Below are 19930 nucleotides of genomic sequence, written 5' to 3'. Positions count from 1 at the left end.
CCGTGCGGGGCGTTTCCGTTCTCGCGCTCTCTGCACGCCACGCCCATATGCAGCCGATGCATATGCGCATGGCCCGCGATCCTTTCCGCCACGATGGCGCGACGCCTAGCCTGCCAGGACGTTCCCTGCCCCGGTCCCGCCATGTCGCAAGCCGCCGCTCCATTGCCTTCGCCGCTCACCGGCGATCAGGGCGCGTTGCTGTCCCGGCTTGCCGCGGACGCCGACAGCAGCGCCCTGCTGTGGGCGTCGGGCTATCTGGCCGGGCTGGCCCGCGCGCTCAGCCCCACCGTGCTGGCCCCCGCCACCGCGCCGACCGTTGCGCCGCAGCCGGCCACCGTCATTTACGGCAGCCAGACGGGCAACGCTCGCCGCGCCGCCGAGGCGCTGCATACGCAGCTGCAGGGCGCCGGCCTGCCAGTGCGACTGCTGCGCGCCGACGCTTATCCGCTGCGCGAGCTGGGCAACGAAACGCTGCTGTACCTGGTCATCAGCACTCAGGGCGAAGGCGACCCGCCGGACGATGCGATCGGCCTGGCCGAATTCCTGCACGGCAAGCGCGCGCCGAAGCTGCCGCAGCTGAAATACGCGGTGCTGGGACTGGGCGACTCGTCCTATGCCGACTTCTGCGGCATCGCGCGCAAGCTGGACGCGCGGCTGGCCGAACTCGGCGCCACGCGGATGCAGGCGCTGGGCGAAGCAGATCTCGACATCGACACCATCGCCGCGCCCTGGCGCGAAACGGCATTGGGCCAGGCCCGCGAACTGCTCAAGCCGGCGCCAGCCGCGCACCTGGCCACGGTCACCCCGCTGCGCCCGCATGCCGCGCCGGCGTGGTCGCAGGAGCGGCCCTTCCCCGCCGAGCTGCTGGCCAACCAGCCGCTGAGCGGACGCGAGTTCAAGGGCACCGGCTTCCGCCGCTACGCCGCGCCGGACAAGGACGTGCGCCATATCGAACTGTCGCTGGAAGGCAGCGGCCTTGCCTACGAACCCGGCGATGCGCTGGGCATCCACCATCGCAATCCGGATGCGCTGGTTGCGGCGGTATTGGAGGCGACCCGGCTCGACGGCGATACCGTGGTCGAACGCGACGGCGACGTCCTGCCGCTGTCGCGCTGGCTGGCCGAGCGGCGCGAGCTGACCCGGCTGGCCAAACCCGTGCTTGCCGCGCTGGCCGAACGCGCGAATGCCCGCGAGCTGGCGCAGCTGCTGGAACCCGGCGCCAGCGGACTGGCCGCCTTGCTGGGCGACCACCAGCTGGTCGACGCGCTGCGCCGCTGGCCGGCCGACTGGGACGCCGCGGCGCTGGTGGCCGCGCTGCGCCCGCAGGTGCGCCGGCTGTATTCAATCGCCTCCAGCCGCAAGCGGGTCGGTGAGGAAGCCCATCTCACCCTCGACGTGCTGCGCTACCACGCGCACGGCTTCGATCACCTCGGCGCGGCCAGCGGCTTCCTGTCGGCGCTCGAAGATGGTGCGCAGCTGCCGGTCTACATCGAGCCGAACGAGCGCTTCCGCGTCCCCGCCGACGCCAGCCGCGACGTCATCATGATCGGCCCCGGCAGCGGCGTCGCCCCGTTCCGAGGCTTCGTGCAGGAGCGCGCCGAAACCGGCGCATCGGGCCGCAACTGGCTGTTCTTCGGCGCCCGTCATTTCAACACCGGCTTCCTCTACCAGACCGAATGGCAGGACGCGCTGCAGAAGGGAGAACTGCACCGCCTCGACCTCGCGTTCTCGCGTGACCAGGCCGAGCGCATCCACATCCAGCAACGCCTGCGCGAGCAGGGCCGCGATGTCTTCGACTGGCTGCAGGCCGGCGCACACCTGTACGTCTGCGGCGCCATCGGCATGGGCAAGGACGTGCATGCCGCGCTGCTGGAGATCGTGGCCGCGAACGGCGGCGGTGATGCGGAGGCGGCGGCGGATTTTCTTTCCATCCTGCAGCGCGAAGGCCGTTACGCCCGCGACGTGTACTGAGCAGAAGGCCACCCCATGAGCCACCCATCCGTCGAAAAAATCAAACTGGAAAGCCGCCGGCTGCGCGGCACGCTGGCCGATGGCCTGGCTGATGCCAGCACCGGCTCGCTGAACTTCGAAGACCAGCGCACCATCAAGTTCCACGGCAGCTACCAGCAGGACGACCGCGACCTGCGCGACGAGCGCCGCCGGCAGAAACTCGAACCCGCGCACCAGTTCATGATCCGCATCCGCGCCCCGGGCGGCGTGTTCACACCGAAGCAGTGGCTGGGGATGGATGCCATCGCCACCACCTATGCCAACCACTCGCTGCGCGTCACCACCCGCCAGACCTTCCAGATCCACGGCGTCGTCAAGCGCGACCTGAAGCAGACGATGCAGGCGATCAACGCCGCCACCCTCGACACCATCTCCGCCTGCGGCGACGTCAACCGCAACGTGCTCGGGACCAGCAACCCGCGGCGCTCGCAGCTGCACGCACAGGTGCACGACTGGGCGCAGCGCCTGTCCGCGCATTTCAAGCCGGCCACCCGCGCCTATTACGAAGTGTGGCTGGACCAGGAGAAAGTGGCCGAGAGCGGTGTCGAACACGAACCGCTGTATGGCGATGCCTACCTGCCGCGCAAATTCAAGATCGCCATCGCGGTACCGCCCGACAACGACGTGGACGTGTTCGCCAACGACCTGGCGCTGATCGCGATCGTCGATGCGGACGGCGCGCTGGCCGGCTTCAACGTCGGCATCGGCGGCAGCATGGGCGCCAGCCACGGGATTGCCGCGCACTACCCGCGGGTGGCCAACGTGATCGGTTTCGTCACGCCGGAGCAGGTGCTGCCGATTGCCGAAGCGGCGATCAGCGTGCAGCGCGACCTTGGCGATCGCGAGGACCGCAAGCACGCGCGCTTCAAGTACACGATCGACGACCACGGCGTGGAAAAAATCGTGGCGCTGATGCAGGAGCGCGCCGGCTTCGCACTGCAGCCCGAGCGTCCGTATCGTTTCGATCACAACGGCGACCGCTTCGGCTGGGCGGAGGGCGAGGACGGGGCATGGCACCTGACCCTGTCGCTGCCATCCGGCCGCATCGCCGATTTCCAGGATGGCCGCCCGCTGCTGACCGGCCTGCGCGAAATCGCGAAAATCCACAGCGGCGAATTCCGCCTGACCTGCAACCAGAACGTGATCGTCGCTGGGGTGCCGGCCGGCGCGCGGGCGCAGATCGACGCACTGGTGGCGCAGTACGCGCTGGACGTGGAAAACCTCGCGCCCAGCGCACTGGCGCGCAGCGCGGTGGCCTGCGTGGCGCTGCCCACCTGCGCACTGGCGATGGCCGAAGCCGAACGCTACCTGCCCACCTTCCTGCGGGTGTTGCAGCCGCTGCTGGACAAGCACGACCTGCGCGAGCAACCCATCGTGCTGCGCATTTCCGGCTGTCCCAATGGCTGCTCGCGTCCTTACCTCGCCGAAATCGCGCTGGTCGGCAAGGCGCCGGGGCGCTACACCCTGTTCCTCGGCGGCGACCATCGCGGCACCCGCCTCAACACGTTGTACCGCGACAACATCGGCGAGACGCAGATCGTCGAGGCGCTGGACCCGCTGCTGGGCCGCTACGCCGGCGAGCGCGAGCCCGGCGAACACTTCGGCGACTTCCTGCATCGCGCCGGCATCGTTGCACTGCCGCCCTATCCCACCCACGTCCGCGTCGATCCGGCGGAAGCCGCCTGATGCCGAGCCATCTCGCCAACGCCATGAACCTCCTCGACCCCACCACCCTTGCGGCCGCCGAACTCGCCGCGATCAACCGCGACCTGGAGCGGATGGACGCGCAGGCGCGCATCGCCTGGGCGCTGGCCCACCTGCCCGGCACGCACGCGCTGTCGACCAGCTTCGGCGTGCAGTCGGCGGTCAGCCTGCACCTGCTGACCCACGCGCGGCCGGGCATCCCGGTGATCCTGGTCGATACCGGCTACCTGTTCCCGGAGACCTACCGCTATGCCGACCAGCTGGTCGAGCTGCTCGGGCTGGACCTGCACGTGTACCGCCCCGGCATCGGCATCGCCTGGATGGAGGCGCGCTTCGGCCGCCTGTGGGAGGCCGGCAGCGACGGCCTGCGCCGCTACAACCAGCTGCGCAAGGTCGAGCCGATGCAGCGGGCGCTGGGCGAACTGGAGGTGGGCTGCTGGCACGCCGGCCTGCGCCGCGGCCAGTCAAGCAGCCGCAGTGGCATCGAGGTGCTGCAGGTGAAGGACGGGCGCTTCAAGTTCCACCCGATCGCCGACTGGACGGACATCGATGTGGGCGCCTACATGCTGTTGCATGACCTGCCGGAACACCCGCTGGTCCAGCAGGGTTATGTCTCGGTGGGCGATGTCCACACCACCGCGCCGCTGCAGCCGGGCATGGACGCGGCGCAGACCCGCTTCTTCGGCCTGCGCCGCGAATGCGGGCTGCATTTCGACGAAACCGCCAGTTCCGCGGCGTAATTGCAAACGGGTGGAGTGAGGATGCTCACTCCTCCAGCGCCTACGCCTGCCAGCGCGGCGGCAGCGGCCATTCCGGGGCGAGATTGCCCTCAAGGATGCGGCGCAGGTCGCGCGGGTCGATCTGCGGCGCCAGCCCGTGCAGCAGCGCCAGCGCGTATTCGCGCAGTACCCGGCCACGCGGGACCACCGCCCAGGTGATGCATTCGGGCAGCTCCGGCGGCGCCGCGATCACCCGCAGGTCGTCGTCCTCGCGTCCGCCCACCGCCATCTCCGCCAGCAGGCCGGCGCCCATGCCGGTGCGCACATAGGTCTTGATGAGGTTGGCATCGCGCGCGGTCATCGCGATCAGCGGCGTCACCCCGCTAGCGGCGAACGCGCGCTGCAGCGACGATTCCGGCAGGGTCGAGGATTCATACGAAATCAGCGGATGCCGGGCCAGCTCCACCAGCGACGGCGGCCGCCCCAGGCTGGCCAGCGGATGCGTGTTCTGCACCAGCAGCACGCGCTGCCAGCGGAACAGCGGCACCGCCATGCCGCTGGTGGGCGGCGGGCCACCGGCGGTGCTGATCAGGCCGAAATCGGCTTCGCCCAGCTTCTCCAGCACTTCCGCATCGCCGGCCGCGAACAGGTCGACGCTGACCTTCGGGTAGCGCCGGGTCAGCTCCGCGATGACCTTCGGCAGCACGTAGCGCGCCTGGGTGTGAGTGGTGGCCAGCAGCAGCCGGCCGCTGAATTCGCCGCGCTCGTTGGCGGCGTAGCTGCGGATGTTGGCGGCCTCGGACAGGATCCGGCGCGCGTGCTCGATCACCTTCACCCCCGCCGGCGCCACGCCTTCCAGGCTGCGGCCCTTGCGCAGGAACAGCTGGAAGCCCAGCTCGTCCTCCAGCTGCTTGAGCTGCTTGGACAGGCCGGGCTGGGTGGCGTGCACCTTCTCCGCAGCCTGGGTGATGTTGAACCCGGAATCGGCAATGGCGACGAGGTAGCGGAGCTGGGTGAGAGTCATGGCGATGCTCTTTATATCGCTATATCTGCATACAGCGATGAAGTATACATGCGCAGCAGCGCATGCCCGCGGCTTGCTTATGCCGCTGAGGCATAAGCAGACATCCTGCCACCATTTCCCCCGCCCGGCCACGCCCCCTAGCGTGTCGGCATGTCCGCAGCCGTCGTCACGCCCGCCCTGTTTCCCCTGTTCCTGGACCTGCGCGGCCGCCGCGTGCTGGTGGTGGGCGGCGGCGAGGTGGCCGCGCGCAAGGTCCTGGCGTTGCTGGATAGCGGCGCCGCGGTCGCAGTGGTGGCACCGGCTTTGGCGCCCGCGCTGGCGGCGCTGGCCAAGGCGAACCGGCTGGCGCACATCGCTGCCGCGTTCGCGCCCGAGCAGCTCGACGGCAGCTGGCTGGCGATCGCGGCCACCGACGACGACGCGGTCAACCGCGCGGTGGCCGCGGCCGCGCATGCCCGGCGCATGTTCATCAATGTGGTGGACGACGCCGAACTCGCCAGCGCCCAGCTGCCCGCCCGCGTGCAGCGCGGCCCGCTGCAGGTCGCGATTTCCAGCGGCGGTGCCTCGCCGATGCTGGCCCGGCACCTGCGCGAACAGCTGGAAATCCGGCTCGACGGAGCGCTGGGCCAGCTTGCCGGCCTGCTGGGCGAACTGCGCGGGCGCATCCGCATGCAGCTGGCCGATCTGGGCCAGCGCCGCGCCTTCTTCGATCGCGTGCTGGCCGGCCCGGCGCAGTCGCTGTTGCGCCGCGGCGATGCAGCCGCGGCGCGGCGCGCGGTGGAAGCGGAGCTGGCATCGCGGCGGGCATCGTCCGCCGGCCGCGTCGCGCTGGTCGGCGCCGGCCCGGGCGATCCCGGCCTGCTCACCCTGCGCGCGCTGCGCCTGCTCAATGAGGCGGACGTGATCCTGCACGACCGTCTGGTCAGCCTCGACGTGCTCGCGCTGGCGCGCCGCGACGCGCAGCGCATCGACGTCGGCAAACGCGTGGGCGGCGACCACGATGCCACCCAGCAGCACATCCACGCCCTGCTCATCGAGCATGCCCGCGCCGGTCGCCGCGTGGTGCGCTTGAAGGGCGGCGACCCGTTCGTGTTCGGTCGCGGCGGCGAGGAACTGGAAGCGCTGCGCGAGGCCGGCATCGATTTCGAGGTGGTGCCCGGCATCACCGCCGCCACCGCCTGCGCCGCCTATGCCGGCATCCCGCTGACCCATCGCGCACATGCGCAGTCGCTGCACCTGCTCACCGCGCAGGCCCGCGACGGCGATGCCGACCACGACTGGCGCGCGCTGGCCAAACCCCAGCAGACCCTGGTGTTCTACATGGGCGTGCAGGGCCTGGCCCGCCTGCGCGACAACCTGCTAACGCACGGCCGCGCAGCATCCACCCCGGTAGCGCTGGTGGAGAACGGCAGCCGCCCGCAGCAGCGGGTGATCGCCGGCACCCTGGCGCAACTGCCGGAACTGGCCGCAGCGCATGCCGTGCGCGCGCCGGCGCTGCTGGTGGTGGGCGAAGTGGCCGCTCTGGCCACCCGCCTGCACTGGTTCGGCGCCGCGCCGCTGGGCGGCGAACGCCAGCGATGTCCGCCCGACGCCCTCGCCCGCGCCGCCTGACCGTTTTCCACCGCATTCCAAGGATCCATCGCAATGACCATCTACAACAGCATCCTCGACGCCGTCGGCAACACCCCGATCATCCGCCTCAACCGCATCGCACCGAAGCACGCGACGGTGTACGTCAAGGCGGAATCGTTCAACCCCGGTGGCTCGGTCAAGGACCGGCTGGCGCTGGGCATCGTCCTCGACGCCGAGCAGCGCGGCCTGCTCAAGCCCGGCGACACGATAGTGGAAGCCACCTCCGGCAACACCGGCATCGCGCTGGCGATGATCGCCGCCGCGCGCGGCTACAAATTCGTGGCGGTGATGACCGAAACCTTCTCGATCGAACGCCGCAAGGCCATGCGCGCCTACGGCGCCAAGGTGATCCTGACCCCCGCCGCCGCACGCGGCACCGGCATGGTGGAGAAGGCGAAGGAACTGGCGGAAAAACACGGCTGGTTCTGGGCCAGCCAGTTCACCAACCCGGCCAACCCGGCCTACCACCGCCAGACCACCGCGGCGGAAATCCTGCGCGACTTCGCCGGCAAGCGGCTGGACGTCTTCGTCAGCGGCTGGGGCAGCGGCGGCACCCTCACCGGCGTGGGCGAAGTGCTCAAACTGGCGCGCCCGGACACCCGCATCGTCGCCACCGAACCGGCCGGCGCCGCCCTGCTCAAGGGCGATGCGTGGGCGCCGCACAAGATCCAGGGCTGGACGCCGGACTTCGTGCCCGAGGTCATCAACCGCAACGCCTTCGACGAACTGCGCACGGTCACCGACGAGGACGCCATCGCCACCTCGCGCCGGCTGGCTGCCGAGGAAGGCATCTTCGTCGGCATCTCAGCCGGGGCCACCGCCGCCACCGCCCTGCAGCTGGCGGAAACCGCGCCCGAAGGCAGCGTGCTGCTCGCAATGCTGCCGGATACCGGCGAGCGCTATTTCTCCAGTCCGCTGTTCGCCGACATCAACGAGGGCAGCGACGACGAGTGGCTGGCCAGTCTGGGCTGACTGCCAGCCTAGTCCAGCGCGTACACAAACCCTCCCGTATCGCGTGGAGGGTTTTTCACTTCAGGTGCCGCGATGCCCCAGCCGCCTTCCTGCGGGCGCTGCCTGGAGCGAAATCAAGGAGGAGGCATTGGCCCTGGGCCAATGCCGGAGGACATTCGCGGAAGGCAGTGCCCGCAGGAACGCGGCCGCGAAAGAATGCACGCCGCACACACCCTCACGACCGCCCGTACACGTCCTCATAGCGGACGATATCGTCCTCGCCCAGGTAATCCCCGGACTGCACCTCGATCAGCTCCAGCATCTCGCTGCCGGGATTCTCCAACCGATGCTTGGCGCCGATCGGAATGTACGCGCTCTGGTTGGCGAACAGCTCGAACACGTCGTTGTCGCGGGTCACCCGCGCGGTGCCGCGCACCACCACCCAGTGCTCGGCGCGGCGCTCGTGGGACTGCAGCGACAGCCGCGCCCCCGGCTTGACCTTGATCCGCTTGACCTGGAACCCGTCGGCCATGTCGATGGAGTCGTAGCTGCCCCACGGGCGATGCACCTCGCGGTGCAGCACGGCCTGCGAGCGCTGCCCGGCCTTTAGCTGCGCCACCACGTCCTTGACCTGCTGCACCCGGTCCTTGCGCGCCACCAGCACCGCATCGTCGGTTTCCACCACCACCAGATCGTCCACGCCCACCAGCGCCACCAGCCGCCGTGCGTACGCGTAGCTGTTGCGACTGTCGATGGACACCACGTCGCCGTGGTGCGCGTTGCCGTGGGCGTCCTGCTCGCTCACCGCCCACAGCGCCGACCACGAACCGACATCGTTCCAGCCGATGTCCACCGGCAGCACACAGGCGGCATCGGTCTTCTCCATCACCGCATAGTCGATGGAGTCCGACGGACAGGCGGCGAACGCGGCTTTGTCCAGGCGGATGAAATCGCCGTCGCGGGCGGCGGCATCGAACGACGCACGCACCGCTGCGACGATGTCGGGACGGAAGCGCTGCAACTCATCGAGGTAGCGCGAAGCCCGCAGCAGGAACATGCCGCTGTTCCAGTAATAGCCGCCGGCATCCAGATAGCGCTGCGCGGTGGCCGCATCGGGCTTCTCGACGAAGCGCAGCACCTTGCGCACGCCATCGCTCCTGCCGGCTTCGCCCGCTTCGGCATGGATATAGCCAAAGCCGGTCTCCGGCCCATCCGGCACGATCCCGAACGTCACCAGCGCACCCGCCTCGGCCGCCGGCATCGCTTGCCGCACGGCGGCACGGAAAGCCTCGCCATCGCGTACCACGTGGTCGGAAGGCAGCACCAGCAGCAGCGGATCATCGCCCCCGGCCAGCGCCTGCAGCGCCGCCGCAGCAATCGCCGGCGCGGTGTTGCGGCCCAGCGGCTCCAGCACGATCGCCGGAGTGGGGGCACCGATCTGGCGCAGCTGCTCGGCGACCAGGAAGCGGTGGTCTTCGCCGGCCACGACGATCGGCGCGGCATCGGCGATCGCGGCTACCCGCAGCCAGGTGGCCTGCAGCATGGTGTCATCGCCGGCCAGCGGCAGGAACTGCTTGGGATAGGCCTCGCGCGAGAGCGGCCACAACCGCGTGCCGGAACCACCGGACAACAGGACCGGCTGCAACTTCGCCATGGACGCCTCTCTCGCAACTGCGCAAATACCGGCGCGCAGTTTAACCTTTGCACATGAGCAGCCCTGCAACCGACGACCGCGCCACCCTCCGCCTGCACTGGGCCCGCCACGCGCTGGGAAATGCCGATGCCGGGCTTGAGCGGGCCTCCACCGACGCCGGCTTCCGCAGCTACTGGCGCAGCGTGGGCGCCACGCCGTCGCGGATCGTGATGGACTCGCCGCCGGACCGGGAAGACGTGCGTCCATGGCTGCGCATCCGCGACCTGCTGGAAGCCGCCGGCGTGCGCGTGCCGCAGGTGCTGGCGCGCGATGTCGACGCCGGCTTCCTGCTGCTGGAAGACCTCGGCGGCCCGACCGTGGCGCAACTGATCAACGACGCCAACGCAGATGCGCACATGGATGCGGCGATCACCCAGCTGCTGCGGCTGCAGTCGCTGGCGCTGCCGGCGGATTTCCCGGTGTTCGGCGAGGCCCTGCTGCAACGCGATGCCGGGTTGTTCGAAGACTGGTTCATCCGCCGCCACCTCGGCGTCGAGCTGGGCTGCGGCGACAGCGAGCGGCTGGAGCTGGCGCAGCGACGGCTGATGGACAACGCGCTGGCGCAGCCGCGGGTGCCCACCCACCGCGACTACATGCCGCGCAACCTGATGCCGGTCGAAGATGGCCCGGCGGTGCTGGACTTCCAGGACCTGGTGCTGGGCCCGATCGCCTACGATGCGGTCAGCCTGCTGCGCGACGCTTTCCTGAGCTGGCCGGAGGCGCGCGTGGACGGCTGGCTGCGCCGTTTCCACGCGCGCGCCGCCGAGGCCGGCCTGCCGGTGCCGGCCCTGGAGGCCTTCCTGCGCGACGCCGACTGGTGCGGCGTGCAGCGGCACCTCAAGATCCTCGGCATCTTCGCCCGCCTGCAGCATCGTGACGGCAAGCCGCGCTACATCAAAGACGCACCGCGCTTCCTCGGCTACCTCGACGCGGTGGTGCCGAAATACCCCCAGCTCGCGCCGCTCCGCGAGCTGCTGGACGACACCATCAAGCCCGCGTTCGCGAGGATGTCGGCATGAAGGCGCTGATCTTTGCCGCCGGCCTTGGCGAGCGCATGCGCCCGCTCACCGACACCACGCCGAAGCCGCTGCTGCGCGTCGGCGGCAAGCCGCTGATCGAATGGCATCTGGAGAAGCTGGCGGCGCTGGGCATCCGCGACGTGGTCGTCAACACCTCGTGGCTGGCAGACCAGTTTCCCGCAGCACTGGGCGACGGCGCGCGCTGGGGCCTGCGCATCCACTACGCGTTTGAAGGCGATACCCCGCTGGAAACCGGCGGCGGCATGTGGAACGCGCTGCCGCTGCTGGGCGAGGCCCCCTTCCTGCTGGTCAATGGCGATGTGTGGACGGACTTCGATTTCGCCGGTCTGCCGCGCGAACCGCGCGGGCTGGCGCATCTGGTGATGGTGGATCGGCCGCCGCAGGCGACCCACGGTGATTTCGCCCTCGACGCCGACGGCTGCGTGCGCGCCGATGGCGGACACAAGCTTACCTATGCCGGCATCGGCGTCTATCGCCCGCAGTTTATGGACGGCTGGCGCGATGTCATTCCCGAACCGCTGCTCGCCAACGGCAAACCGAAATTCCCGCTGGCGCCGCTCCTGCGCGCGCACATGGCAGCCGGCGAGGTCAGTGGCGAACACCATCGCCGGCGCTGGACCGACGTGGGCACGCCGGAGCGATTGCAGGGACTGGACGCGGAGCTGCGCGGCTAGCCCTGGTCCGCTTCCAGCACCTGGCGCAAAAACGGCACGGTCAGCCGGCGCTGCGCGGCCAGCGAGGCGCGGTCCAGCCGCTCGAAGATCGCGGTCAGGCTGCCAAGGTCGCGGCTGCAGCGGCGCAGCAGCCAGTCCAGCGCGGCCTCGTCGAGATCCAGCCCGCGCGCAGCGGCACGCTGGCGCAGCAGCTCGGCGCGGCCGGCATCGTCCAGCACCGGCAGCGCCCAGCGCGCGCACTGCGCCAGCCGCGAACGCAGGTCCGGCAACACCAGCGGCAGCGCGTCGGGCGCGGCATCGGCGGCGTAGAGGACGCCGCGCCCGGCGTCGTGCAGGCGGTTGTGCAGGTCGAACAGCGCCACCTCGTCGTCGCGGCTGCCGGCAATCGCGTCCACGTCGTCCACCGCCACCAGCTCGGCGCGCTCCAGTCCGTCCACCGCTGCGCGCACCCGCCCGTGCAGGCCGCGCAGGGTCAGGTAGGCGGCCTGCACGCCGGCCGCCTCCGCCTCGGCGCAGCTGGCCAGCAGCAGATGGGTCTTGCCGGTGGCGTGCGCGCCGTGCAGGTAAAGGCCGGCGGCGGCGCTGCCGACAGCCAGCGCCTGCAGGCTTTCCAGCAAGCCTGCGGGGGCGCCGACATAGCGCGACAGCCGCTGGTCCGGCGGCGCGCGCAGCGCCAGCGGCAGTTGTGGCACCAGTTCGATCATCTCAGGCGACAGGCGGCTCGCGTTCGGCCGGCTCGCTCGTCGGCGGCTCGACAGCCGCGGCTGCGGCTGCATTCCCATCGAGGACGATCACCGGCCCGTCGCCGGCATACAGGCGGCTGTGTCGGTAGCGATCCTGTGCGTAACGCAGCAGCACGTTCGCCACCGCCGCCACCGGCAGCGCCAGCAGCATGCCGAGAAAGCCGAACAGGGTACCGCCGGCCATCACCGCGAAAATCACCGCCATCGGGTGCAGGCCGATCTTGTCGCCGACCAGCTTCGGGGTCAGCCAATAGCTCTCGATGATCTGGCCGACGGTGAACACCACCGCCACCCCGGCCAGGTGCTGCCAGTCGCCGTACTGGACCAGCGCGGCGATGCCACCGAACACCACGATGGACGCCGGCCCCAGGTAGGGCACGAAAGTCAGCAGGCCGGCGATCAGCCCGATCAGGATGCCGAGGTTGAGGCCCACCGCCCACAGGCCGATCGCATACAACACGCCCAGGATCAGCATCACCGTCAGCTGGCCGCGCAGGAAGCCGCCCAGCACCTCGTCGGATTCGCGCGCCAGCCGGCGCACGGTGTCGTAGTGGTCGCGCGGCACCAGCGCCCCGACGCGCTCGACCAGCAGGTCCCAGTCGCGCAGGAAGAAGAAGGTCAGTACCGGCAGCAGCACGATGTTGGCCAGCCAGCCCATCAGCGCGAAGCCGGAGCGCGAGACATAGCCCAGCACGGTCGCCGCCACCCCGCCGGCGCCCTGCCAGTGTTCGCGGATCAGCTGGAACAGGCGCTCCGGGTCCAGCCAGGACAGTATCTGCAGGCCGGTGCGGTGCTCGACCCACGGCAGCGCGGTCTGCACGAACCAGTCGCGGTAGTTCGGCAGCGATTCCACCAGGGTCACCAGCTGCTGCTCCAGCAGCGGCACCAGCAGAACGGCGACGATGGTCAGCAGCAGGGTCATCACGCTGAACACCAGCACCACCGCGGTATTGCGCTGCAGGCGCCGGGATTCGAGCCGATCCACCATCGGGTCGCCCAGCCAGCCCAGCAGCGCGGCGAACACGAACGGGCTGAGGATCGGTGCCAGCAGCCAGACCACCCACAGCACGCCCAGCGCCAGCGCGGCCCACTGCACGCGCCGATAGAACGCGGCGATGGTGGCCAGATCGTCTTCGCGATGCATGCTCAGCGCCCCGCCAACCGGAACGTGACAACACCCGTGGTGGCGTCGCCTTCGCCCGCGGAAACCGGCGACAGCGTGCCGCCGCGGCTGACGTAGCGGGAGAAACCGGCAATGCCCGAGGCCAGGTCCAGGTCGAGGTCGAGCGCGTCCGGTGCAGCGCCGGTCGGGGTGATGCGCCGGACGATGGAAATATCGTCCAGGTAACCGGCCAGGCGCAGGTAATCGTCGGCGCCGTCGATCCCCAGCACGCGCACGCGATACACGCCTGCCGGCCCGGCCGTGCCGGCCTTGGCATAGCGCTTGAACAGCGCATCCGCCGCGCCCTCGGCGCCGCCGGCCATCGCCTTGCGCGCGTCCATGCTGCTGGTCTGCCAACTCGCCAGCACCCTGCCGCCGTCGACGAGGGTCCAGTCCGCGCGCCAGCCTTCGGCGCCGCGCTGCAGCTTGCCGATCAGCTGCATGGGCGGGCTGTAGCGCTTCGACAGCGAGGCGATCGCGGCGGTGTCGCCGCGCCAGATCGCGCCAACCGCGGCCTGTTCGGCGGCATTGCCGGACGGCAGGCCCAGCGCGTAACCGCGCGATTTGGCCGCATCCAGCACCGAACGCGCCGCGTTCACCTGCCCCAGCCCCACCAGCCGCGGCCCGCGGCCGTCATCGATGGCGAGCCACAGCACCGGCTTGGGACGCGGCTGCGGCCAACTGGGCAGGCCCAGCATCGCCACCAGATCGTCCACGTCCTGCTGGCGGAAGCGCACCACCAGTTTGGTCTGGAAGCTGGGCGCGCCGGTGGCCGCTACGCCTTCGTCCTGGCGGTAGTCGTAGCCGTCCACGTAGTCCTGGGCCTTCGCCAGCTCCTCGCGCACGCCCGGCCGCTGGGCGGCGCCGTCGTCGCCGGTGACGTTGCCCAGCACCTGCGCCAGCGCGCGGGTAAAGGCCTTGTCGCGCTCGCCGTCGGTCTGGTTGCGCACCACCACTTCAGCCTGGTAGGCGCCCTGCGCCTGCGCCCGGTCGCCCTCGGTGCGTTGTGCCAGCGCCGCGCCCACCGGCAGCAGGCACATGCCGAGCAGCGCCGCCCAGAGCCATCGGTTGCACCGTCGCATCGTCCCATGCGGCTTCGTCTGCATTGCCATTCCTCGCCGGAAATCCCGGCCATCGCTACCGAAATGGTGCCGCAGCCGGGCGGGCGCGTCCATGTCCACGGCCTGCGGCTGTTAAAATCGCCGATTCACCACGCCCGTGCGAGTCCGCCGTGACGCCATCCACACCCTCCACCCCCGGCCTGACCTACCGCGACGCAGGCGTCGATATCGATGCCGGCAACGATGTGGTCGAACGCATCAAGCCGCTGGTGCGCCGCACGATGCGCCCGGAAGTGCTGGGCGGCGTGGGCCTGTTCGGCGGCCTGTTCGACCTCTCCGGCCGCTACAAGGAACCGGTGCTGGTATCCGGCACCGATGGCGTCGGCACCAAACTCATCCTTGCCAAGCAGTTGAATCGCCACGACAGCATCGGCCAGGACCTGGTGGCGATGTGCGTCAACGACGTGCTGGTGCAGGGCGCCGAACCGCTGTTCTTCCTCGACTACTTCGCCACCGGCAAGCTGGACGTGGAGACCACGGTGAACGTGGTCGGCGGGATTGCCAGGGGCTGCGAGATCGCCGGCTGCGCGCTGATCGGCGGCGAGACCGCGGAAATGCCCGACATGTATCCGCCAGGCGAATACGACCTGGCCGGCTTCACCGTCGGCGCAGTGGAAAAGTCGAAGCTCATCGACTCCAGCAAGCTGCGCGCGGGTGACGTGCTGATCGGCATTGCCTCCAGCGGCCCGCATTCCAACGGCTATTCGCTGGTGCGCAGGATCCTCGAGCGCGCGGGCAATCCACTGGACCTCGATCTCGGCGGCGTGGCCCTGGCCGATGCGCTGATGGAACCCACCCGCATCTACGTCAAGCCGGTGCTGGAGCTGCTCTCGAAGCATGAGATCCACGCGATGGCCCACGTCACCGGCGGCGCGCTGGTGGAGAAGATCATCCGGGTGGTGCCGCCGGGCCTCGGGCTGGAAATCGACACCGCCAGCTGGCCGCTGCCGGCGGTGTTCGACTGGCTGCAGCGCGAAGGCAACGTGGCGCGCGAGGAAATGTGGCGCACCTTCAACTGCGGCATCGGCTACGTGCTGATGGCGTCGCCCGACGCTGTCGCCGCGATCGGCGCCGACCTCGACCGCATGGGTCTGCCGCACTGGCAGATCGGCCAGGTCGTGCCGGCCTCCGGCGAAGGCGAGCGGTTGCACATCCGCTGATGCCGGTCCGCCTCGCCATCCTTGCCTCCGGGCGCGGCAGCAACCTGCAGGCGATCCTCGATGCGATCCAAGCCGGCGTGCTGGACGCCCGCATCGCCGGCGTGTTTTCCGACCGGCCCGACGCGCCGGCCCTGCAGCGGGTCCCGGAAGCGCTGCGCTGGTCGCGCACGCCCAAATCCTGCGGCGGCCGCGCGGCCTTCGACGCGGTGCTGGCCGATGCAGTGGCCGCCTGCGAGCCGGACTGGGTGGTCTGCGTCGGCTACATGCGCATCCTTGGCGAAGCCTTCGTGCAGCGCTTCGCCGGCAAGATCCTGAACATCCATCCCTCGCTGCTGCCCAAGCACAAGGGCCTGCATACCCACCAGCGCGCGCTCGATGACGGCGATGCCGAGCACGGCGCCAGCCTGCACTTCGTCGACACCGAGCTGGACGGCGGCGCGGTGATCGCACAGGCGCGGGTGCCGGTACTGCCCAACGACGATGCCGACACGCTGGCCGCGCGGGTGCTGGCAGTCGAACATCCCCTGCTGCTGGGAGTGCTGCAGCTGGCCGCCTCCGGCCGGCTTGCTGAACGCAACGGACAGGCGACCCTGGATGGTCAGGCCCTGTTTACGCCGCTGTGGCTAGAGTCGATGGCGACCTGACGCGATTGCGTCGGTAACGAACAGGTATTCCGCATGAAAGCAGTCCGCATCGCCTCCGCCCTGACCCTGCTGCTCGCCGCCTCGCAGGCGTGGGCAGTCAAACCGTTCGTGGCCGATTACGAGGCCAGCTGGAAGGGCGTGCAGGCGAACGCGCAGATCAGCCTGAACCGCGGCGCCGACAACCGCTGGAACTACCAGCTGAGCGTCAGCAACCAGCTTGGCAGCTCGCGCCAGACCACCGTGTTCGAGGAGCATGGCGGCAGCTTCCGCCCGCTTTCCGGCGTCGATGCAACGCAGGTGCTGTTCAAGCGCTCGCAGAAGAACGCCACCTACGACTGGGCCCAGCGCGAGGCGCACTGGAGCGGCGACGTGAAGGCCGACCGGGTGGGCCCGGTGAAGCTGGAGGACGGCGACCTCGACGGCATGCTGATCAACCTGGCCCTGGTCCGCGACGTGGCCGCCGGCAAGCCGCTCAGCTACCGGCTGGTGGACAACGGCGTGGCACGGCCGCAGCGCTTCCAGAACCTCGGCAAGGACACCGTCATCGTCGGCGGGCAGCAGCGCACGGCTACCAAGGTTTCGCGCAGCAGCGACGACAAGCAGGTGATCGTGTGGATCGTCGATGGCCTGCCCACCCCCGCGCGCATCCTGCAGCGCAAGGACGGCAGGGACGAGCTGGAGCTGACGCTCAAGTCGGTGCGCTGAAGCTGACGGCACAAGGCGCGTTCGCGCGCAGTCGGTTCTGCAAGCGCCACTGCGCCGCAACCGCACAGCCAGGACGCCTTCAGCGCGCGGGTAGATAACCCTGCGGATTGACCGGCTTGCCGTTGTAGCGGATCTCGAAGTGCAGCATGTCGCGCGCGGCGCCGCTGCGGCCCATTTCCGCGATTTGCTGGCCGGCCTTGACCAGCGCACCTTCGTTCACCAGCCGCGCGCGGTTGTGCCCGTAGGCCGACAGCCACTGGTCGTTGTGCTTGACGATCACCAGTTCGCCATAGCCCACCAGGCCCGAGCCGGAATACACCACCACCCCATCGGCGGCGGCGCGTACCGATTGCCCGGCCTTGCCGGCGATGTCGATGCCCTGACGGGTGGGATCGCCGGCCGCAAAGGTGGTCACCACTGCGCCTTCCGCCGGCCAGCGCCAGGCCAGTTCGCTGGCCGGAAGCGCTGCCGGCGCGGTCGCCTGACGCTGCGACGGCGTGGTGGACGGCTTCGCAACAACGGGACGCGCGGGCAGATCACGGCGATCGCTCGGATACAGGCGCAGGCGCTGCCCCGGATGGATGGTGTAAGGCGGCGGGATGTCGTTCCACAGCGCCAGATCCAGCGCGGTGATGCCGTTTTCGGTGGCGATCCGGTAGACCGTCTGGCCGCGCTGGACCACTGCGGTGGCGCCGTATTTCGGCTGCGATACCCGCACCGGCGGCAGCGCACTGGCGCCGCTGCGCGAGCCGCGATGCGGATACTCGCGCACCACCCGGCTGCGCCCGCAGCCCGCGAGCACGACCACCGCCACCACCACCGCCAGCACCCGATATCCGCGCATGCCGCCCATCATGCCGCAGGCCCGCGCAACAGCAACCAACCGACAAGGGCGGCCAGCAACAGCATGGCCGCCCAGCCCAGATGTTCGATCCAGCGATGCAGCGCGCGCTCGGCACGCTCGCCGCCCACCCGGATCACCAGCGCCAGCAGGTAGACCCGCTTGCCGCGCCCCACCAGCATCGCTGAGAGGAACGGCAGCATCGGCACCCCGACGATGCCGCTGGCCCAGGTGAAGATCTTCAGCGGAATCGGCGTGAACCCGGCCAGCACCAACAGCCAGAAAGCCCGCCACGGTGAATGCGCGACGATCCCGCGCAACTCCGCCACCTCGGCCTCGATCCGCGTCAGCCAGCCCAGCGCGGCCAACCCCGGCTTGACCACTTCGTAGGCGTAATGGCCCAGCAGGTAGCCGACCACCGCGCCCAGCAGCGAGAACAGCAGGCTGATGCCGGCGAAGCGGAACGCACGCTTCGGTTGCGCCAGGCACATCGGCGCCAGCATCACTTCCGGCATCACCGGGAACACGATGGCCTCGGCGAAGCTCAGGCCGCCCAGCAGTGCCGGCGCCTTCGGATGCCGCGACCAGACCAGCGCGCGCTGGTAGAGCGGGCCAAACAGTTTCATCGATCGGTCATCCCCGACAGCAGCGGCACGAACACCACCGCGCCCAGATCTTCCTGCACGATGCTGCCATCGGCCTGCTTGCGCAGGCACAGCAGCGACTGCCCGCCGGAGGCGCCCACCGGTGCCACCAGCACTCCCCCCGGCGCCAGCTGCGCGATCAGCGCATCCACCAGCGCAGGACCGGCGGCGGTGACGATGATGGCGCCGAACGGTGCTTCTTCCGGCCAGCCGATGCGGCCGTCGTCATGCTTGCTGCGCACATGCAGGCCAAGGCTGCGGAAGCGCTTGCGCGCGGTGCGCAGCAGGTCGCCGATGCGCTCGACGGTGAAGACATCAAGCCCCAGCGCAGCCAGCACCGCGGCCTGGTAACCCGAGCCGGTGCCCACTTCCAGCACCTTGTTCGGCCCGTCGCGCAGCAGCGCCTCGGTCATCTTCGCCACCACGAACGGCTGCGAAATGGTCTGGCCGTGGCCGATCGGCAGGGCGTTGTTCTCGTAGGCGCGCGAAGCCAGCGCCTCGTCCACGAACTGGTGGCGCGGCACCGTGCGGATCGCATTGAGCACGCGCTCGTCGGTGATGCCGCCCTTGCGCAGGTCGTCGATCAGGCGGTCGCGCACGCGCTGGCCGGTCAGGCCCATGCCGAGGTCGGCCGGCTGCAGGCGCATCCGCGCGATCACGATGCCGCCTCCAGCGACGCGGCCAGTCCGCCGACCCAGCTGGCGACCTGCTCCAGCGCCTGGTAGCGGGTCAGGTCGACGTGCAGCGGGGTGATCGCGATGTGACCGCTGCGCACCGCGTTGAAATCGGTGCCTGGCCCAGCGTCCTGCTCGTCGCCGGCCGCACCGATCCACCACCACTGGCGCCCGCGCGGATCTTCCTGCGGCATGCACGGCTCGGCGCGGTGACGATGGCCAAGGCGGCTGGTCTCGAAGCCGCGGATCTCGTCCCACGGCAGATCCGGCACGTTCACATTGAGGATGGTGGACGCCGGCAGCGGGTCGCGGCGCAGACGCTCGACGATCTCCACCGCCGCGCGCGCCGCGCTTTCGTAGTGCTTGCCCTGGTGGGCCTCGGTGACCAGCGACATCGCCACCGCCGGCAGCCCCAGGAAGCGGCCTTCCATCGCCGCCGCCACGGTGCCGGAATAGATCACGTCGTCGCCGAGGTTGGCGACGTTGTTGATGCCGGACACCACGATGTCGGGTTCCAGCCCCAGCGCCTCCAGCATGCCGGTGACCGCCACGTGCACGCAGTCGGTGGGGGTGCCGTAGACCTTCCAGGTGCGCGGATCGAGCTGCACCACCCGGATCGGTGCATCCAGCGTCAGCGAATTGCTGGCGCCACTGCGGTCGCGGTCGGGCGCCACCAACACCACTTCGTGGCCGGCGTCGCGCAGGCCCTTGGCCAGCGCGTGGATGCCGGGGGCGTCGACACCGTCGTCGTTGCTGACCAGTACCCGCATCACGGCATCGGAACATTGT

19 protein-coding genes are annotated in these 19930 nt (G+C 69.9%); 10 read left to right on the top strand and 9 right to left on the bottom strand.

Annotation, left to right across the window (positions count from 1 at the left end; translation table 11 throughout):
• Nucleotides 1-141: 141 nt before the first annotated feature.
• Genes G582_RS0105575 through G582_RS0105565 form a run of 3 tightly spaced genes read left to right on the top strand, consistent with a single transcriptional unit; the run spans nt 142 to nt 4454 of the window.
• Nucleotides 142-1971 (top strand): assimilatory sulfite reductase (NADPH) flavoprotein subunit, encoded by a 1830-nt coding sequence (locus G582_RS0105575; protein ID WP_028838992.1) that lies wholly within the window; start codon nt 142-144, stop codon nt 1969-1971.
• 15 nt (nt 1972-1986) lie between these two features.
• Nucleotides 1987-3696, top strand: a complete 1710-nt coding sequence (gene cysI / locus G582_RS0105570; RefSeq protein WP_028838991.1) for an assimilatory sulfite reductase (NADPH) hemoprotein subunit — start codon at nt 1987-1989, stop codon at nt 3694-3696.
• 23 nt (nt 3697-3719) lie between these two features.
• Nucleotides 3720-4454: a phosphoadenylyl-sulfate reductase gene (locus tag G582_RS0105565; protein WP_028838990.1), complete on the top strand. Its 735-nt coding sequence runs from the start codon at nt 3720-3722 to the stop codon at nt 4452-4454.
• Between the two features lie 40 nt (nt 4455-4494).
• On the opposite strand, the gene G582_RS0105560 is transcribed toward G582_RS0105565, so the two are convergent.
• Nucleotides 4495-5457: a LysR substrate-binding domain-containing protein gene (locus G582_RS0105560; protein ID WP_028838989.1), complete on the bottom strand. Its 963-nt coding sequence runs from the start codon at nt 5455-5457 to the stop codon at nt 4495-4497.
• A 150-nt stretch (nt 5458-5607) separates the two neighbouring features.
• On the opposite strand from G582_RS0105560, the gene cysG reads away from it, so the two are divergent.
• Both cysG and cysK read left to right on the top strand, forming a co-directional pair.
• The gene (gene cysG, locus G582_RS0105555) at nt 5608-7068 is read left to right on the top strand and encodes a siroheme synthase CysG (protein WP_028838988.1); all 1461 of its coding nucleotides are present in this window, start codon (nt 5608-5610) and stop codon (nt 7066-7068) included.
• 33 nt (nt 7069-7101) lie between these two features.
• A complete protein-coding gene (cysK, locus tag G582_RS0105550) occupies nt 7102-8061 on the top strand; it encodes a cysteine synthase A (RefSeq protein ID WP_028838987.1) in 960 nt (319 codons plus the stop codon).
• A 214-nt stretch (nt 8062-8275) separates the two neighbouring features.
• On the opposite strand, the gene G582_RS0105545 is transcribed toward cysK, so the two are convergent.
• Nucleotides 8276-9694: a mannose-1-phosphate guanylyltransferase/mannose-6-phosphate isomerase gene (locus G582_RS0105545; protein ID WP_028838986.1), complete on the bottom strand. Its 1419-nt coding sequence runs from the start codon at nt 9692-9694 to the stop codon at nt 8276-8278.
• Between the two features lie 53 nt (nt 9695-9747).
• Here G582_RS0105545 and G582_RS0105540 point away from each other — a divergent pair, with 53 nt between their 5' ends.
• Both G582_RS0105540 and murU read left to right on the top strand, forming a co-directional pair.
• On the top strand, nt 9748-10752 hold the full coding sequence (locus G582_RS0105540; protein ID WP_028838985.1) for an aminoglycoside phosphotransferase family protein: 1005 nt from the start codon (nt 9748-9750) through the stop codon (nt 10750-10752).
• Nucleotides 10749-11447 carry an N-acetylmuramate alpha-1-phosphate uridylyltransferase MurU gene (murU, locus tag G582_RS0105535; protein ID WP_028838984.1) on the top strand — a complete coding sequence of 233 codons (699 nt, stop codon included), beginning with the start codon at nt 10749-10751 and terminating at the stop codon, nt 11445-11447. Before G582_RS0105540 ends, murU begins: the two co-directional genes overlap by 4 nt.
• Here the strand turns inward: murU and hda are convergent.
• The 3 genes from hda to G582_RS15655 are packed head-to-tail and all read right to left on the bottom strand — an operon-like array spanning nt 11444 to nt 14434.
• A complete protein-coding gene (gene hda, locus G582_RS0105530; RefSeq protein ID WP_038053076.1) occupies nt 11444-12151 on the bottom strand; it encodes a DnaA regulatory inactivator Hda in 708 nt (235 codons plus the stop codon). The two genes, murU and hda, sit on opposite strands and share 4 nt — an antisense overlap.
• 1 nt (nt 12152) lies before the next feature.
• Nucleotides 12153-13334 (bottom strand): AI-2E family transporter, encoded by a 1182-nt coding sequence (locus G582_RS0105525; protein ID WP_156880297.1) that lies wholly within the window; start codon nt 13332-13334, stop codon nt 12153-12155.
• 2 nt (nt 13335-13336) lie between these two features.
• Nucleotides 13337-14434, bottom strand: a complete 1098-nt coding sequence (locus G582_RS15655) for a DUF2066 domain-containing protein (RefSeq protein WP_156880295.1) — start codon at nt 14432-14434, stop codon at nt 13337-13339.
• A 149-nt stretch (nt 14435-14583) separates the two neighbouring features.
• Here G582_RS15655 and purM point away from each other — a divergent pair, with 149 nt between their 5' ends.
• Genes purM through G582_RS0105505 form a run of 3 tightly spaced genes read left to right on the top strand, consistent with a single transcriptional unit; the run spans nt 14584 to nt 16982 of the window.
• Nucleotides 14584-15633, top strand: coding sequence for a phosphoribosylformylglycinamidine cyclo-ligase (purM, locus tag G582_RS0105515; protein WP_028838981.1), 1050 nt, complete (start codon nt 14584-14586; stop codon nt 15631-15633).
• Nucleotides 15633-16277, top strand: a complete 645-nt coding sequence (gene purN, locus G582_RS0105510) for a phosphoribosylglycinamide formyltransferase (RefSeq protein ID WP_028838980.1) — start codon at nt 15633-15635, stop codon at nt 16275-16277. The genes purM and purN overlap by 1 nt, the downstream gene beginning before the upstream one ends.
• Before the next feature lie 33 nt (nt 16278-16310).
• Nucleotides 16311-16982: a DUF3108 domain-containing protein gene (locus G582_RS0105505; RefSeq protein ID WP_028838979.1), complete on the top strand. Its 672-nt coding sequence runs from the start codon at nt 16311-16313 to the stop codon at nt 16980-16982.
• Nucleotides 16983-17061: 79 nt separating this feature from the next.
• Here the strand turns inward: G582_RS0105505 and G582_RS0105500 are convergent, their stop codons facing one another.
• Genes G582_RS0105500 through surE form a run of 4 tightly spaced genes read right to left on the bottom strand, consistent with a single transcriptional unit; the run spans nt 17062 to nt 19911 of the window.
• Complete coding sequence (locus tag G582_RS0105500) at nt 17062-17826, bottom strand: peptidoglycan DD-metalloendopeptidase family protein (RefSeq protein ID WP_028838978.1); 765 nt, start codon at nt 17824-17826, stop codon at nt 17062-17064.
• A gap of 8 nt (nt 17827-17834) precedes the next feature.
• Entirely contained in the window at nt 17835-18449 is a 615-nt protein-coding gene (locus G582_RS0105495) for a YqaA family protein (RefSeq protein ID WP_028838977.1), read from the bottom strand.
• Nucleotides 18446-19126, bottom strand: coding sequence for a protein-L-isoaspartate(D-aspartate) O-methyltransferase (locus G582_RS0105490; RefSeq protein WP_156880293.1), 681 nt, complete (start codon nt 19124-19126; stop codon nt 18446-18448). The genes G582_RS0105495 and G582_RS0105490 overlap by 4 nt, the downstream gene beginning before the upstream one ends.
• Nucleotides 19123-19911 (bottom strand): 5'/3'-nucleotidase SurE, encoded by a 789-nt coding sequence (gene surE, locus G582_RS0105485; protein WP_028838975.1) that lies wholly within the window; start codon nt 19909-19911, stop codon nt 19123-19125. Before surE ends, G582_RS0105490 begins: the two co-directional genes overlap by 4 nt.
• Nucleotides 19912-19930 lie beyond the last annotated feature (19 nt).

The sequence above is a fragment of the Thermomonas fusca DSM 15424 genome (assembly GCF_000423885.1).
GTDB lineage: Bacteria > Pseudomonadota > Gammaproteobacteria > Xanthomonadales > Xanthomonadaceae > Thermomonas > Thermomonas fusca.
Note: the sequence above shows the minus strand (reverse complement) of the source record. Positions and strands in the feature narration are given on the sequence as shown.